The sequence below is a fragment of the Nocardia sp. CC213A genome (genome assembly GCF_030766805.1).
Lineage (GTDB): Bacteria > Actinomycetota > Actinomycetes > Mycobacteriales > Mycobacteriaceae > Nocardia > Nocardia otitidiscaviarum.
The window spans coordinates 127,856-143,705 of sequence record NZ_JASFXA010000022.1 but is presented as its reverse complement, the minus strand read 5'-3'; the positions used below and the strand labels follow the sequence as shown (position 1 = coordinate 143,705).

14 protein-coding genes and 1 pseudogene are annotated in these 15,850 nt (G+C 66.9%); 4 read left to right on the top strand and 11 right to left on the bottom strand.

The genetic code is table 11. The features are described 5' to 3' along the window. Positions 1 to 12: 12 nt before the first annotated feature. A pseudogene (locus QJS31_RS37465) lies at positions 13 to 147 on the bottom strand (site-specific integrase); the annotation flags it as partial. A gap of 452 nt (positions 148 to 599) precedes the next feature. Here QJS31_RS37465 and QJS31_RS31395 point away from each other — a divergent pair. Then, positions 600 to 2,033, top strand: coding sequence for an alpha/beta fold hydrolase (locus QJS31_RS31395; protein ID WP_306358419.1), 1,434 nt, complete (start codon positions 600 to 602; stop codon positions 2,031 to 2,033). 363 nt (positions 2,034 to 2,396) lie between these two features. Here the strand turns inward: QJS31_RS31395 and QJS31_RS31390 are convergent, their stop codons facing one another. Continuing rightward, on the bottom strand, positions 2,397 to 3,269 hold the full coding sequence (locus QJS31_RS31390; RefSeq protein ID WP_306358418.1) for a CPBP family intramembrane glutamic endopeptidase: 873 nt from the start codon (positions 3,267 to 3,269) through the stop codon (positions 2,397 to 2,399). A 57-nt stretch (positions 3,270 to 3,326) separates the two neighbouring features. On the opposite strand from QJS31_RS31390, the gene QJS31_RS31385 reads away from it, so the two are divergent. Further along, positions 3,327 to 4,577, top strand: a complete 1,251-nt coding sequence (locus tag QJS31_RS31385) for a serine hydrolase (protein ID WP_306358417.1) — start codon at positions 3,327 to 3,329, stop codon at positions 4,575 to 4,577. 41 nt (positions 4,578 to 4,618) lie between these two features. Here QJS31_RS31385 and QJS31_RS31380 read toward each other — a convergent pair whose 3' ends face one another. The 7 genes from QJS31_RS31380 to QJS31_RS31350 form a co-directional block, all read right to left on the bottom strand. Next, on the bottom strand, positions 4,619 to 5,101 hold the full coding sequence (locus QJS31_RS31380; RefSeq protein ID WP_306358416.1) for a hypothetical protein: 483 nt from the start codon (positions 5,099 to 5,101) through the stop codon (positions 4,619 to 4,621). Positions 5,102 to 5,270: 169 nt separating this feature from the next. After that, positions 5,271 to 5,693, bottom strand: coding sequence for a MarR family winged helix-turn-helix transcriptional regulator (locus QJS31_RS31375; RefSeq protein WP_306358415.1), 423 nt, complete (start codon positions 5,691 to 5,693; stop codon positions 5,271 to 5,273). Between the two features lie 41 nt (positions 5,694 to 5,734). Beyond that, positions 5,735 to 6,262, bottom strand: coding sequence for a DUF6790 family protein (locus tag QJS31_RS31370; protein ID WP_306358414.1), 528 nt, complete (start codon positions 6,260 to 6,262; stop codon positions 5,735 to 5,737). Positions 6,263 to 6,396: 134 nt separating this feature from the next. Further along, positions 6,397 to 6,609 (bottom strand): DUF397 domain-containing protein, encoded by a 213-nt coding sequence (locus QJS31_RS31365; RefSeq protein WP_306358413.1) that lies wholly within the window; start codon positions 6,607 to 6,609, stop codon positions 6,397 to 6,399. After that, complete coding sequence (locus tag QJS31_RS31360; protein WP_306358412.1) at positions 6,606 to 7,511, bottom strand: helix-turn-helix transcriptional regulator; 906 nt, start codon at positions 7,509 to 7,511, stop codon at positions 6,606 to 6,608. Before QJS31_RS31360 ends, QJS31_RS31365 begins: the two co-directional genes overlap by 4 nt. A gap of 325 nt (positions 7,512 to 7,836) precedes the next feature. Next, complete coding sequence (locus tag QJS31_RS31355) at positions 7,837 to 8,964, bottom strand: XdhC family protein (RefSeq protein ID WP_306358411.1); 1,128 nt, start codon at positions 8,962 to 8,964, stop codon at positions 7,837 to 7,839. Positions 8,965 to 9,012: 48 nt separating this feature from the next. Beyond that, positions 9,013 to 9,486 carry a (2Fe-2S)-binding protein gene (locus QJS31_RS31350; protein WP_306358410.1) on the bottom strand — a complete coding sequence of 158 codons (474 nt, stop codon included), beginning with the start codon at positions 9,484 to 9,486 and terminating at the stop codon, positions 9,013 to 9,015. A gap of 258 nt (positions 9,487 to 9,744) precedes the next feature. Between QJS31_RS31350 and QJS31_RS31345 the strand changes: the two genes are divergently transcribed. Beyond that, positions 9,745 to 11,238, top strand: coding sequence for a PucR family transcriptional regulator (locus QJS31_RS31345; protein WP_306358409.1), 1,494 nt, complete (start codon positions 9,745 to 9,747; stop codon positions 11,236 to 11,238). A gap of 25 nt (positions 11,239 to 11,263) precedes the next feature. Here QJS31_RS31345 and pucD read toward each other — a convergent pair whose 3' ends face one another. Next, positions 11,264 to 13,573 (bottom strand): xanthine dehydrogenase subunit D, encoded by a 2,310-nt coding sequence (gene pucD, locus QJS31_RS31340; RefSeq protein WP_306358408.1) that lies wholly within the window; start codon positions 13,571 to 13,573, stop codon positions 11,264 to 11,266. Between the two features lie 186 nt (positions 13,574 to 13,759). On the opposite strand from pucD, the gene QJS31_RS31335 reads away from it, so the two are divergent. Then, complete coding sequence (locus QJS31_RS31335) at positions 13,760 to 14,548, top strand: GntR family transcriptional regulator (RefSeq protein ID WP_306358407.1); 789 nt, start codon at positions 13,760 to 13,762, stop codon at positions 14,546 to 14,548. Here QJS31_RS31335 and QJS31_RS31330 read toward each other — a convergent pair. Continuing rightward, entirely contained in the window at positions 14,545 to 15,540 is a 996-nt protein-coding gene (locus QJS31_RS31330) for an amidohydrolase family protein (protein ID WP_306358406.1), read from the bottom strand. The genes QJS31_RS31335 and QJS31_RS31330 overlap by 4 nt on opposite strands. Positions 15,541 to 15,850 lie beyond the last annotated feature (310 nt).

The following is a 15,850-nucleotide window of genomic DNA, read 5'->3' as shown; positions in this document are numbered from 1 at the left end:
ACACGGGGCGATTCACACTGACCGCTTGTTGCAAGCGGCGGCAGCTGCCGGATGCACACGCCCGCGGGCCATATGGCCGCGCTGGGTCATCGACGGGTCCGCGTGACCGAGGACATCGGCGGTCACTCGAGCCAGACCCAGGCGATCACGACATGATGGCTCATCCCCGCGCGTGCGGGGAGCACCGCGACCAAGGCCCGTTGGAGATCTACCGGCAGGGCTCATCCCCACGCGTGCGGGGAGCAGTGCCCATGGAATTCGGGGCAGGGCGGGAATGAGGGCTCATCCCCGCGCGTGCGGGGAGCACCCACACGATCCCGGCTTCGCCCTGCACGTCCCAGGCTCATCCCCGCGCGTGCGGGGAGCACACTTCCTGACCAGCATGTTCTCAGCCAGGTAGACGACTTTTCATTCACTTTCAGCCGCCCGTCAGCCTAGCCGAGGATCGTGATCCGACCATCAACCACGTCCGAACCGCGTGGGGCGGCGGCTGTGTCGGACGGGTGTGCGGTGACGGTGTGGTGCAGTACCGGAGGGTTACCCGTGCTGGCTCTCCGGTGGGATGTGCGGTGTGGGAGGGCGGCTCGATGATCGTGGGCATGTTCGCAACTCGGATTGCTCTCGTGCTGGTGGCCGCGGCGGTGGGGGTCGGTGGGTGTGCCGCCACCACGACCGCGGTACCGGACCCTTCGTTGGACTGGCAGCCCTGTGTGGAAAATGCCGGGTATGACTGTGCTTCGCTGGCGGTGCCGATCGACTGGTCGGAGCCAGGGGGCGACACCATCGATATCGCTCTGATCCGTGATCGGGCCGACGATGCCGAGCGCAAGGTCGGCACGCTGGTGTCGCTGCCGGGCGGGCCCGGTACCTCGGGTGTCGATCAAATCCTTCGCGGGGCAGGCTTTTCCGAGGAGCTGCGCGCTCGCTTCGATATCGTCAGCCTGGATCCGCGCGGGGTGAGCCGCAGCCACCAGGTGCAGTGCGATGCCGGACTCGTCGCCGGACGGCCGAATCTGGACCCGGACAATGGCGGGCGGATCGACGAAGTGCACTCCTACACGAAGGAACTCGCGGACAGTTGCCGGGCGCACACCGGGCCGCTGATCGACCATGTCGATGCGGTGAGCGTCGCCCGCGATGTGGAGGCGCTGCGAATCGCCCTCGGCGAGAACCGGATCAACCTGTACAGCCGTTCCTACGGCACGATGCCCGCCCAGGCGTACGCGGAACTGTTCCCACAGCGCCTGCGCGCCTCGCTCATGAACAGCGTGGATGACCACAGCCTGGACGGGACCGGATTCCTCGCCACCGAAGCCAGGGCGGGTCAGGACGCCTTCGCGGAGTTCGCGGACTGGTGTGCGCGGGCAACGGAGTGCGCTCTGCACGGCACCGATGTGCACGCGCTATACGGCGATCTCTACACCGTCGCCGCGCGCGGACAGCTGCCCAACCCCAATACTCCGGACCGGCGGCTGACCCCGTTGGATCTGAGTGCCCAAGTGACCCAGCGCCTCTACCGCCCCGAGTGGCCCGCCCTCGCGAAGGACCTGCACACCCTCGCGGCCCGTCCACCCGTCGATCCGCAGCTCCCCATGCGTCCGCGGTCGACCGGAACCCCCACCCCCGCACCACAGCTCATCTTCTGCTCCGACTGGCGCTTCGATATCCCGGACCAGACAACCTGGCAACGCCTCTGGCGACAGCAGCGCACCAATGCTCCTACCCTGGGCCTGCATTTCGCATGGGGCGCAGCGAGTATGTGTTCCGGCTGGCCGACCCCACCCCCGAACCCGCCGCATCACCCGCAGATCACCGATGGCCCGCGGCTGTTGATCCTCAACTCCCGCCACGACCCGTCCACCCCGCACGAGTGGGCAGTCCAGGTCGCCGCCCAGACCCCGCGCACCACGCTGCTCACCTACGACGGCTGGGGTCACGGCGTCTACGACCGCACCGCGTGCACGACCAACGCAGCCGACCGGTATCTCCTCGACCTCGAACTGCCGAAGACCACCAACTGCCCCGCCGCCTGACGCCGCGCTTCATCGAGGTTCGACAGGTAAGGCGTCCCCCGTCATTCCGGCATGTTTTCGGCCGGAATCCACCGCGATCGGCTCGACCGCCATGTGGATCCCGGCCAAAAGCGCGCCGGGATGACGGGGCCTTTCGGTCCCGCAGTATGCGGAAGCTCCGGCGGCGCACTCGATGATTGATTCGACCATCAACCGCATCCGCCGGACCGGGCCGGCGAAAGGGTCGGAACGCCGACGGTGACAGCTCAGTTCTCTGTTCGTGTACGACGGACGCCCACCACGATCGCGGTGGAGCCGCAAAGTCCCGGATTCGGATTGAGTCGACGGACTAGCAGCCGTTCCGGTTCGAGCCAGCCCTGAGCTTCAGCCGAAGTTCAGCAGCATCGCCAGGGTGGCGAACGTCGCGACCAATAGCGTAGTGCCGGCGTGCATTCCGATCGACAGGCGCAGATCGTGCTTTCGCCACACGAGCCATACTCCCGGAAGGATGAATACCACTCTGGTCAGCAGCGCCCAGGGCGACCAGAAGTGATACAGCGAGAACAGGGTCGTGTTGACCAGCGGCGCCCACCGGCCCATACGGGAGATCCGAGGGAGTAGGAAACCTCGGAAGTACAGCTCCTCGATAATCGGGAAGGACAGTCCGGTCAGCGGAATGCTCGACGCCAGGGTGATGAGGACGACGGTGTGCGGGTAGCCGTCGAGCAGTTTGGTGACGCCGCCGCCCGCGCTCTCGAACGGAACCCACCGGAACAACCATTCCTGGAAAAAGTCGCTCACGGGCATGAGTGCGAATCCCAGCACGACAAACCATGTGATCAGCGCGGCGACGATGAGGGTGAGCCGCATACGCGGAAGGGGTTTTCCCAGGTAGCCCACCACACCGTCCAGCGAGTACCGGCCATTGCGCCGACGCCCCAGCCACAACAGCAGGCCGAGCTCGACGGGCGCGAGCGCCAGGCACATGGCCAGCATCCAGCCCAGGAAAGGCGGGCCGTCGATGGATTCGACCAACGGTGCGGTGCAGAGCAAGTAGGTGGCGACGATCAGGACTCCGGGGACCAGGTGCAGCGCGACTGACAGTGGCAGGGGGTGCTGGTCGGCTAAGAGCCGATTCACCCAGCGGTTCGATTTCATACGTTCGGTGGCAGCAGCGGGTCGCTGTGTGTTTTCCATGCCGGGGAGGTTCGTCCGGCCTGCGGACACGGACCTGATGTGGCGCTGATACGGGTTCACCGTCGAGAGGGGTTCGGTATCAGGCTGATGTCAGGGCGACAGGCGAGTGTTCCGGTCATGACCAGTTCATCGACCGCGGTCTCACCACCGCGAAAAAATATGGGTACCAACAACAAATCCTGGACGACGGGGGCCCGGTGGCGTGCCGGCGCGACGGTGCTGGCGGCCGTGCTGCTAGCAGGGACGGCAGGCTGCGCGAACGGCCCGGAAGCCGCCGCCGAGCCGGATCGCCCGGAGTTGCAGAAGGCAATTCAGGCCGTCGTCGACGCCGGCTACGCCGGGGTGCAGATGCGCGTGCACGATCAGCGGGGCGAGTGGGTCGGTAGCGCCGGGGTCAGCAAGCTGGGCGAGTCCGCGAAGCCGCCGACGGACGGGCGGTTCTGGGCAGGCAGCAACGCCAAGACGTTCACCGCCACCCTGGTGCTGCAGCTGGTTGCAGAAGGCAGAGTGGGGCTGGACGACCCGGTGGCCGGTTTTCTGCCCGAACTCGGCGTTGATCCTCGGATCACGGTACGAATGCTGCTGCAACACACCAGCGGAATCTTCAACTACACCGGCGAATACTTCGCCGACGGGTCGATCGTGCCGGGGATTCCCGCCAAGGACAAGGAATGGGTCGACAACCGATTCCACTCCTACCGACCAGAGGAACTGGTGCGACTGGCGTTGTCGAAGCCACTGCGGTTCACGCCGGGTACGGACCAGAGCTACTCCAACACCAACTACACGCTGGCAGGGCTGCTGATAGAGAAGGTCACCGCCCGGCCGTATGCCGAGGAAATGCAGCGGCGAATTCTCGGGCCGCTCGACCTGCGGGGCACCGTGATCCCGAGCCCGGAGAACGACGAACTCCCGGGCCCGCACGCGCACGGCTACTACCGCTACCAGGACGGTGGAGAGTGGAAGGTGACCGACGTCGCCCGCCAGAACCTTTCCCTGCTGCCCGCCGCCGGTGACATCATCTCCACCACCCAGGATCTGCATACGTTCTTCTCAGCGCTGAACAGCGGCGAACTCCTGCCGGCGTCGCTGCTGTCCGAGATGCGCACACCACACGGGCAGCTCGGCTACGGGCTCGGGGTTTTCGTGGAGGACTTGGGCCCGAACTGCGGAGGCACCGTGCTGCGGCACAACGGCAGCCCTCCGGGCGGCTACGGCGCGCTGATGTACAGCACGCCCGACGGCAGCAAGACGCTGACTGCCTCGATCACCACCGGTGACGCCGCGATCAATCCGGCCGTGGAGTACCCGAAGATACTGGAACGGCTCCTCGATGTGGTGTTCTGCAGTGAGCAGGCCGCGAAATAGCGCAGCGGCAACCGGCAACTCCGCCACCCACACCGGCCGTGCTACTCATCCAGTCTCCCAGTCGGCCAGATTCGGCGGCCGGCGGCGAGGGCGGCGGCCTGGTACGGCGGTAACTCCTCGTCCTCGGCGACCACCTCGACCAGCGCCGTGTCCAGCTCCAAGGCGTTCTGAAGCCTGGACACATCCGCACCCGCGGCGTACTCGACGACGTACACCACCGCTTCGGGTGGCTGGAGCCTGCGCGCCTTCACAATCCGGCGCAGAGCGGGGTGGCGCGTCGCGCGCGCGAACAGGTCGTGCTCGACCTGCGAGCCATCTGGGTCGGCCGGGACGAACCGCAGTTCGCTACCGTGCGGCTCGGTGCTCAGATCGATGCCGTAGTAGTGGATCTTGACTTCCAGCGAGCGCTCCAGGTCGTCCAGTTCGCGGGCGGCCAGCAGGGAGCGCAGGGTGGCCAGGTCGTCGTCCGGGAGTCGGCCAGCCAGGGAGCGCAGCAGATTCACGAGAACGGTCACCTCGTTCAACAGGGATCCACCGCCTGGGTCCGGTTGACGGGTTCCATTCACTGTCAGCCTAGAGGAGGTTTGTGATGTGACCATTGTCGAGTTGCTCCGGCGGTGGCTCAGCAGGGTCACCGGCCAACCGACGGAACGACTTCGTTTCGAGGCACACCGAACCGGGAGCGAGTACGGACTATCGGGGTGATTCGAGGAGTTCGGCCAGGCGGGCGGTGTCGCGGAGGTAGCGGTCGTAGGGGAAGTCGGCGGCCAGGAGTGCCTTGCGTAGTTCGTCGTAGAGGGGTTTGCCGGTGGCGTGGAAGGCGGTGCGGCCGGCTTCGGTGGGGGTGACCAGGCGGCGGCGGGCGTGGTCGGGGTCGGGGGTGATTCGGACGAGGCCGGCGTCTTCGAGGGGGCGCAGGGCTCGGCTGATCGCGGGGTCGGAGACCGAGAGTGCTTGTGCGAGTTGGTGTTGGGTGACGGGCTGGATTTCTTCCAGGGTGCCAAGTAGGCGCATTTGGCTGTAGGTCAGGCCGTCGGAGTTGTCGGCGCGCCGCCGGGTCGCTTCGCCGAGCAGGAACACCACTCGGTGCAGTAGGTCCGCGAGTCCATCGTCCACATGTCGAGCATAGCGGAGTCTTGCCCGGTTAAGATTGACCATCAGCCCACGCGGCCGGCGGCGCGCTCCGAGGCGGACAGCCGTTGCGAGTAGCTGGCGAGGGCGATCATGACCGCGGGGAAGAGCAGGTCGCAGACCAGGACTCCGCCGGTGTTGCCGGGGGCGTGGTCACCGTTGGCGAACCACTGGTAGAGGTGGCCGATCAGTGCGCCCCATAGGAACATGCCCGCGCCGAGGCCGATGGTGACGCGTTCACGGTCGGTGGCCGAGGGCGCGGCGGCCCGGAAGGCCATGACCGCGAGACCGAGGTTGGCACAGGCGATTTCGAATTCGAAGGGGGTTCGGGCGAAGCCGATCGCGGTGGCCATCGCGTCGGGGGCCGCGAGGAACATGAATGTCATCCACAGGCTGCCGAAGCCGAGGGCGGTGACCGCCCACCAGCGCTGCCAGGTGTCCAGTGCGGCTCGACGGGAGGGGCTGCGCCGGGTCCGGATGAATGCTCCGACGACCGCTGTCAGCGGCCAGATCAGCGGGAAGGCGGACTGCGCGAGGTAGGAGGGCGTGTTCATAACTCGAGTCTTGCATGGTTAATATTAACCATGCAAGACTGAGTTCGAGAGAAGCCGGACACATCCACGATTCGAGATGACACCGCAGGTCACCGACCGACCCCGGACAGCGCACACGAACCGCGAGGTTTGGCTCAGGCGTGATCGAGCCGCCCGGATCGCAGCGCGCCCACGAAGGCATCCCAGCCGGCGGAATCGAAGACGAGCGCCGGGCCGGTCGGGTCCTTCGAGTCTCGGACCCCGACATGTTCGGCAACCGCACCGATGAACGCGACCTCCACACATTCGGAAGCGTTGGGGGACTTACTGGATTTGAACCACCGGGCTTCGGATAGATCGACCGTCACGCCTGGTACTCCTTCGCGATTCTCCACACCAGCTCCCTGGAGTCGTCCTCACTCAACGCTACCTCGCCGAGATTGGCGATCGCCCGGCGATGACGGTCGATTACATCGGCTTGCTCCAAGAACAGCGCGCCTTCGTAACCCTCCACATACACCACCGGTGGTTCGACCAATCTGCTTGCCAACGGCGGGAATTCGAGCAGGGTGAACGATTGGACCACCAGGCCGCCGTGGGCACCCACACTGAAGGGCACAATTCGAATCGCGACATTCTCCCGGTCGCCGTCAGCGGTGAGTTGCCGAAGTTGGCCGTCCATCACCGCGCAACCGCCAGGCTGATGGCGGAGCACCGCCTCCGAGAGGATGGCATCGAGGCGGAAGCCGCTGTCATCGAGCCTGACTCGTCGGCGGGCAGCCAATTCGAGACGGCGCTCGACATCGACGGCGGAGAGGCTCGGGTCGTCCGCGCGAATCATGGCTCGGCGGTAGTCGGGCGTCTGGAGCAGACCGGGCACCAGTGCGAGCTGGTGTGAGGTCAGCCGATGGGCGGAGGATTCCAGGCTCAGGTAGTGGTCGAAATGCGCGGCGAACTGATCTCGGTACGACCGCCACCAGCCTTTGGTGTCGCCCTGCAATTTCGCAGCATGGTCTTGCTGCCTGACTTCCTGCCAGAGGCCCAGGACTTCGTCACGCGCGTCGCTGGGATTCGCGATGCCGTAGAGATCGAGCAGGTCCTTGATCTGAGACGTGACGATTTTGATCTTTCGCCCATCTTCCATGCGGCCGATGCTCTGCGGGGAGATTTCAATGTGCAAACCCGCTGCTAGCTGCCCCTTTCCAGCATTGATCCGGTACTGCCGAAGGAGGCGACCGAGCGCCCTGCGAGGAAGCGAAGATCCAATCATTTTGATTAGCCTCACTATTTAGGAATCGCCGTACTGGATTAGTCCGCAATGGAGTTCCATCAGCGTAGCTGGAATCAGCTTCGTGGAACTGCCAATTCGAGAAAGGTTGACAGCACCGAGCCACGAACGAATCCATCCAAACCATTACCAACCGCTCGGTACCTGATCCGAATGGAGGCTGTAATGCCGTGGGACGCATGGGCTCTGCTGGCGATTCTGGTGCTGTGTGGCGGCGTTATCGTCTGGTCGTGCTGGGGTTTCTACCGCGACAGTCATCCGGGGCGAAACGATTCCTTTCGACTCCCCCTTGCCGGAGGAGGTCACCTCACGATCCCTGTGGTGCGGGGTGGCCGCCAGGGGCGGCATCGACGGTGTGGGGCGGGATGGCCTCATGGCGGTGATGCCGCGCGTGGATCGCGCCGGTCCCGGTGGTCAGCGGTCGTCCCGAGCGTTGCGCCCGGGCGGCGAGGATCTCGGCGAGGATCGACACGGCGGTTTCGGCGGGGGTCGCGGCTCCGATATCGAGGCCGATGGGCGCGTGTAGGCGGCGGAGTTGGGTGGGCGTGATGCCGCGGGCGCGGAGGGCGTTCATGCGGTCGGCGCTCGCTCGGCGCGAGCCCATCGCTCCGATGTAGGCGGCGGGGCGTTGCAGGGCTCGTTCCAGGAGGGGGAGGTCGAATTTGGGGTCGTGGGTCATGACGCAGAGGGCGGTGTGGTGATCCGGTTCGATGGTGTCGAGGTAGCGGTGCGGCCAATCCACCACGACCTCATCGGCTTCGGGGAAGCGTTCGGGAGTGGTGAACAGTGGGCGGGCGTCGCAGATGGTGACGTGATAGCCGAGCGGTTTCGCCAGCCGGGCCAGGGCGCTGGCGAAGTCGACCGCGCCGAAGATGATCAGACGTGGCACGGGAGTGAAGATCTGGATGAACACGGTGCCCGAGTCGACGCGGATCAGCTCGTCGCGCTCGGCGGACAGCAGCGGTGGCAGCCAGTGCGGCAGTGCGGTTTTCGGACCGATGATGGTGCCGTCCTCGCACCGGAAGCGGGCCGGCAGACCACCGTCGGGCATGACGGTGGCCACGGTCACCGAGCGGCGTTCGCGCAGCGCCCGTCGAATCCCGCGCAGGTGCTCGAGCAGCGCGTCCGTGACCGGTTCCACGTAGACGTCGATGGTGCCGCCGCAGGTCAGGCCGACACTGAGGGCGTCATCGTCGGTGACGCCGAAGTGCTCGCGAATGGGAATGCCGGAGGCCAGGACGGTTTCGGCGAGCGCGACCGTGGCGGCCTCCACGCAACCGCCGGAGATACTGCCGACAACCTCGAAGGATTCGGAGACCGCCATGGCCGCACCGGGTGCGCGGGGTGCGCTGAGGGAGGTGTCGACCACCGTGGCCAGGGCGGCGCGCATCCCGCCGGTATGCCAGTCGTGCAGTCGGTCCAGTAGATCCAGCATCGGACAACCCCTATTCGGCACCGACGGGCAATTCGCCCCGCGACGCGTTCATTCGGTGGTCGCCTTCCGCTGGGCGGCCAGCCGGACCGCGTCGAGGATCTTGGCGTATCCGGTGCAGCGGCAGAGGTTTCCGGCCAGCGCCTCCCGTATTTCCGCGTCGGAGGGATTCGGATTGCGGTCGATGAGGTCGTGTGCCTGGACGATCAACCCGGGTGTGCAGAAACCACATTGGACCGCGCCCGCGTGAATGAACGCCCGCTGCACCGGATCCAATTCCGATCCGTCGGCCAGCCCCTCCACGGTCCGCACCGCACGGCCTTCGACCTGGCCCGCCGCCACCAGGCAGGAACAGACGGCCGTATCGTCCACATACACGGTGCAGGAACCGCATTCGCCTTGCTCGCAGGCGTTCTTGGAGCCGGGGAGGCCCATTCGCTCGCGGAGCATGGTGAGCAGGCTCTCGCCCTCCCACGCTCCGTCGACGGTCTCCGGTGAGCCATTCACGGTGCACGTCACACGCATCGGGCAGCTTCCTTTCCACGGTAGAAACGCCCGCCGGACGGCAACGGCGACATCATTCGGCGCAATGGACAGAAAAACCGCCCGGCAGCCGAGTGGACGCGCTCGGACCGGTATTCGGCCGATGAAATCCGCGCGACACAGGCCAGTAGACCCGAAACGGCGACCGACGGCCAGACGCGGAAAGCCCAGAATGTGGCCCAGCTCACCCGAACGTCTTTGTGGGTATGTCCAAGGGGCACAGCTGTTAGCGTGTCGACCGTGCGACTGCGCTCCGTGCTCGCCATGGCGGATCTGGGTCTCGAACTCATCAGCGGCGAAGAAGACCTCGACCGCACTGTGCGCTGGGCGGTCACCACCGATCTGCTGGATCCCAGCCGCTATCTGTCCGGGGACGAACTGGTGATCACCGGCCTGCACTGGCGGCAGCACGCCTCCGACAGCGCGGCTTTCGTGCGCGCGCTGGCCCGGTCCGGGGCCGCCGGGATGGTCGCCGGACCGGCCCGCTACGGCGGGATCCCGCGGGACGTCATCGAGGCGTGCCGTGAGCATCGCATTCCGCTGCTGCGAGTTCCGGAGTCCGTCACCTTCGCGCGGGTGACCGAGCAGGTCAATCGCGGTGTCGCCACCGGCCGGTCCGCGCACCTCAGTGCGGTGCTGGACCGGCACCGCCAGGTCGTCTCGGGGCGCGGGCTGGAATCGGTGCTCGGCCTGATCGAACGTGACCTCGGGATGCGCTGCTGGGTGCTGACCTTCACCGGGCGTGTGGTGGCGGGAGCGCCGACACCGCCGATCGAACGGCTCGGCACCACGCTGGGCACCCGCCGCCTGCCCCTGGTCCTCCGCGACACCGCGAGTCCGTACACGGTTTTCGCGATCAGCGAGCACGGCACCGCACGGGTGGCCGACTGGTATCTGGTGTGCGAGGGCGATCGGAGCGAATGGCCGGAGGAGCGGCGCGCGGTCGTGCGCGAACTGACCGCCGTGGTCGCCCTGGAGCGCGCCCGAGCCGACCGGGAGACCACGGCCGAGCGGATCGCGCAGGAGCTGGTCGACATGATCGTCGGTGAAGCCGAACCGGCGGAGGTGGTTTCGCGTCTCGACTTCACCGGCCACCGGTCCGGGCAGCGCTACATCGCCGTGGCGGCCGCGGCATCGCCGGGTCGGCACGACGAGATGATCCGAATCGTCTTGCGCGAGGTCCTGTACGGCCGAAGCCCGGCGGTCGGCATGATCGGGGACGAGGGTATCGCGCTGGTCCCCGCCGACAGCGCGGCCGTCGACGAGATCCGCTGTGCCGCCGAGGTGCTGGCGGCGGGCCTGGACGGCGTGCGCCTCTCCTTCGGCATCAGTCGCGTCGTGGACCGCGCGGGACTGCGCGGCGCGGTCGAGGAGGCCCGCTACGCCCGCCGCTCCGCCGCGGCCGGCGCCGAGCCCGCGAGCGTCGTCAGCCATGACCAGCTCGCGACCCACATGCTGCTGCTGTCCAGCGTCCCCGACGAGGTGCGGCGCATCTTCCGGGGACGTCTGCTGGCCCCGTTGCACACCTACGACCGGCAGCACCGCACCGACCTGGTGCTGACCCTGGAGACCTTCCTGCGCGCGTCCGGCGGCTGGAACGCCTGCGCCGACCGGCTGCATGTGCACGTCAATACGGTGCGCTACCGGATCGAGCGCGTCGAGGAACTCACCGGGCGGGACCTGTCCCGCCTCGAGGATCGCGTCGACTTCTTTCTCGCCCTCGCACTGTGGTGAGGCGCGAGGGCGAGAACGAGCCGAGTTACCCGGTGCGCAAGGCGATCTCGTCGGGCCGCACCGGAACCCGCGGCAGGTCCAGGCCGGTGGCGTCGCGCAGCGCGTTCATGATGGCCGGTGTGGACGACAGGGTGGGCGGCTCCCCCACGCCATTGAGACCGTACGGCGAGTCCGGGTGCGGGAACTCGAACAGCGTGATCGGCATATCCGGCACATCGAGGATGGTGGGAATCAGGTAGTCGGTGAACGACGGATTGCGCACCCGCCCATGGTCGTCCACGAGAATCTCCTCCATCAGCGCCAACCCCAGGCCCTGCGCGCTGCCGCCCTCGATCTGGCTTTCAACCGCGAGCGGGTTCATGGCCTTGCCGACATCCTGGGCGACGGCGAGCTCCACCACCCGCACCAGCCCGAGTTCCACATCGACGTCGACCACCGCGCGATGCGCGCAGAACGAGAACGCCACATGCGCATTGCCCTGGCCGCGTTCGGGATCGATGGTCTGGGTCGGCCGATGCCGATAGACGAAAACCCGTTCCACGGTGTCGGTTCCGACCAGCTCCGCGATCGACGCCACCGGATCACCGCTTCCGGCGTCGACGACCGCGTCATCACGCAGCGCGAGACCAGCGGCATCGCGTCCCAGTGCCGCTGCGGCACGGCGCAGGATCTCCCCCGCCACCTGCCGACAGGCACCCTGGACGGCACCGCTGGACATCCAGGTCATCCGCGACGCCGACGCCGAGCCCGCATCGCCGATCCGGGTGTCCGCGGGCAGCACCACCACCTGGGTGACACCCAGTTCGGTGGTGGCGATCTGCGACTGCACCGTGGTGATCCCCTGCCCGCATTCCGCCGCCGCGGTGTGCACCGAGACGACGGGCTCGCCCGCCGCGATCGACAGCGTCACCCGCGCCGTGGAGATGTCGTCTACCCCGCCCGAGTAGCCGGTGGCCTTGACGCCCACCGCGTACCCGACACCCCGGCGTATCCCCTCGCCGTGCGTCGTGTTCCCCACCCCTCCGGGCAGCAGCCGCAGATCCCGGCTGCTCTCGGACGGCGGCATCGGTCGCGACCGCAAGGCGGACAACAGTGCGCCGACCGGGGCCGGTCCGTCCACCGGCTGGCCGGTGGGCAGCACCGTGCCGGTGGTCATGGCGTTCTTCAGCCGCAGCTCGACCGGGTCGATGCCCAGCTCGCGAGCCAGCTTGTCCATATTGGACTCGCATCCGTAGGCCGACTGCACGGCTCCGAATCCGCGCATCGCCCCGCACGGCGGATTATTGCTGTAGACGACGAACCCGTCGATCTCCGCGTGCGCGACCTCGTACGCGCCCGCCACGAAATACGCCGCATTGGCGATCACGACCGGTGAGGTGGAGGCGTAGGCACCGCCGTCCAGCAGCAGCCGCGCCTTGACGTAGACGAGTTTCCCGTCCCGGGTCGCCCCGTGTTCGAACCGCATGGTGGCCGGATGACGATGCACATGCCCGAAGAAGGATTCGTAGCGGTTGTACACCATCTTCACGGGTTTGCCGAGGCGCAGCGCCAGCATGCAGGCGTGCACGTGCACCGAGAGGTCTTCCTTGCCGCCGAACGCACCGCCGATCCCGGCCATGGTCGACCGCACCTTGTCCGGCGGCAGCGCCAGGCAGGGCGCGAGCTGCTCGAGATCCTTGTGCAGCCACTGCGTCGAGACGTACAGCTCGACGCCGCCGTCGGGCGCGGGGACGGCCAGGCCGGATTCGGGCCCGAGGAAGGCTTGGTCCTGCATGCCCACCTCGTAGTCGCCGGTGACCACGACGTCGGCCTCGGCACGCGCCCGCTCCATATCGCCGTGCCGAATCTTGACGTGCCGCACCAGATTCGAATCCCCGTGCACGGCTCGGGTATCCGCGTCGAGTGCGATTTCGGGATCGGTGACCGGATCCATCACCTCGTAGTCGACCACCACGAGTTCGGCCGCCCGCCGCGCGGTCTCCGGATCGTCCGCCGCCACCAGCGCGACCGGCTCGCCCTGATACCGAACCTGATCGATCGCCAGCACCGGCTGATCGGCGATCTTCATGCCGTAGGTCTTCGCCCCGGGGACGGCCTCGTGGGTGAGAACGGCGTGAACGCCCGCGAGCGCCACGGCGGCACTCACGTCGATGCCTCGAATGCGCGCCGCGGCATGGGGGCTGCGCACGGTGGTCGCCCACACCATGCCCTCCATCCAGAGGTCCGAGGAGTAGGCGAACTCCCCGGTGACCTTCAGCGCGCCGTCGGGCCGCGGCGCGCGGTCGCCGACGCCGTATCCCTCCCGCGTGCGCGCGCCGCGCACCAGGGCGGTCATCGCGGACTCCGGCCGGATCGGGGGTCCAAGGATGTGTTCATGGGGTGTCTCCTCCTGATTGGCGCGTGCATTAGGTTGTCTGTCAACGTGTTTCGTTCCACAGGCCGCATGACCGGACACGGCGGCGGGCACCCGGAACATTGCATGTAACATGGCCTGCATCGCCCACCAGGAGGACCGATCGTCATGCCCGAGTCGCCCGCACCGGAGAACTCCTCCGCCGCCGAGCTACTCACCGACCGCACCTACGAGGCGCTGAAGCTGGCGATCTTCCGCAATCAGCTCACCCCCGGCACGGCGCTGAGCGTGCCCGAACTGGCGCGCCAGCTCGAAGTCAGCCGCACGCCGGTCCGCGAGGCGGTGCAGCGCCTGATCTACGAGGGGCTGGCCACCCACATCTCGCATCGCGGCGCGCAGGTGAGCAAGGTCGACATCGCAGACCTCCGACAGCTGTACGTGGTGCGCGAACTGCTGGAGGGACTCGCCGCGCGGTTGGCGACCGAGCGCCTGGACGCGGCGGGGCTGTCCGCGCTGCGCGAGATCATCGCCGACCACGAGGGTGTGCTGAGCGCGGGCGCGGATCAGGCGGCGCATATCGAACTGGATGTCCGCTTCCACCGGACCATTCGTGAGATCGCCGGAAATCCGCATCTCACGGCCACCCTGGAGCCCATCGCGGGACGCTCGCACCTCGCGCTGCATTCGCTGTGGCGCGGTGCGCAGGCACCGCGGTTCGCGCTCGACGAGCACATCGGCATCGTCGAGGCGATGGCGACCGGCGATCCGGACCTGGCCGAACAGGCTGCCCGGCAACATATTTCCCGCCTGCGCGTGCGGCTCTCGCAGGCCACCGCACGGGACGAGCCCGCGGGTGGCGAGCGCCGCAAGCTCTCCCTCGTCGTCGGATCCGATGCGACAGCGAATCCTCGGGGGCGCAAGCCACGTCGCGCTCGCGCCCTCGGGACGGCCCGCTAGCGACCCGCGTCCAGCGCGGCTTCCTCCGCCCAGGCGGAAGGCGTGTAGTCGCTGTAGTGGTCGGCATGCGAATTCGTCGCCGATGCCTGCACCACGTCGCCGCGCAGGTACGCCTCCGCTTCGGCCCGGTCCTTCGGCGGCGGGGTCGGTGCCAGTCCGAGCAGTTTCGCCATATTGTTGCCCAGATAGCCTTCGAGATCGTCTTCCGAGAGGTTCAGCCCCTGCGGCGGCTCATGGCACAGGACCTCCAGTTCACGGGCCCACATGCCGGGCTCGTTCGGCGGCGAGTCGGTGCCGAACACCATCTTGCTCTTCTTCATCTCCTTCGCGAATTCCACGATGCGCGATTGCAGCAGCCAGCCGGATTCGCCGATGACATTCGTGGAGTCCTGGATCATCCAGAACGCCTCGAAACAGTAGACACCGCCGGTCTGAATGCCGAAGTGGCCGAGAATGAAGTTGACGCCCGGGAATTCCCGGATGATCGGATAGAACTGCGTGGGAATGGAATACGGGCCGTCACCGGTGTGGATCAGCACGGTCACGCCGAGCTCGTCACACACGCGCAGGGCGGGGCGCAGCCAGTCCAGCGCCCGGTCCGGGCGGTAGGAGTGCATGTTGGCGTGCAGCTTCATCATCTTGTACCCGTATTCCTTGACGTGGAACGCGAGTTCGGCGGCACCGTTCTCGGGCCCGAAGCGGGGGTTGTAGATGAAATTTCCGACGAAGCGGTCCGGGTATTTCTGGACCAGTGAGGTGACGTACGCCTGATAGTCGCGAATTCCCTCGCGGCCACTGCGATTTCCCTCGCGCCAGGCGGTATTTCCCGGCGGCGGCATGATGCAGCTGACGTCGACCCGGCGGGGTTTGCCGTTGATCCAGAACGGACCGTCCATCATTGTCAGAACGCGCTCCCCGGTGAACGGTTCGCCGGTGTGCCGCCAGGCTTCGTCGACCAGGTTGGTGGGATGCACATGCGTATCGATGATCACTGTGATTCTCCTCGATCAGGTCGGGATGACTTCCCCGGCCGCGAATCACCGCACCTACGGGCCACCGAGTCACCCGGTGGCGGGCCGGCCCGACCGCCGGCTCGATGGCACCGAGTTCAACACACGCACGGCAGGCGTGTCAACGGATTGCATGTAATTCTTTCAGCTGTGTTGGATACATCTCCGCAGTTCAAAGCCACTGTGGGAGCAGATATTCCATCCAGAGCGCCAAATTTCGGGCATTGACAAACGCATTCCGCTGCGGTTTACATGTATGAGCTGCCAGGTTCCGCTGGAATCGGCCGCGACG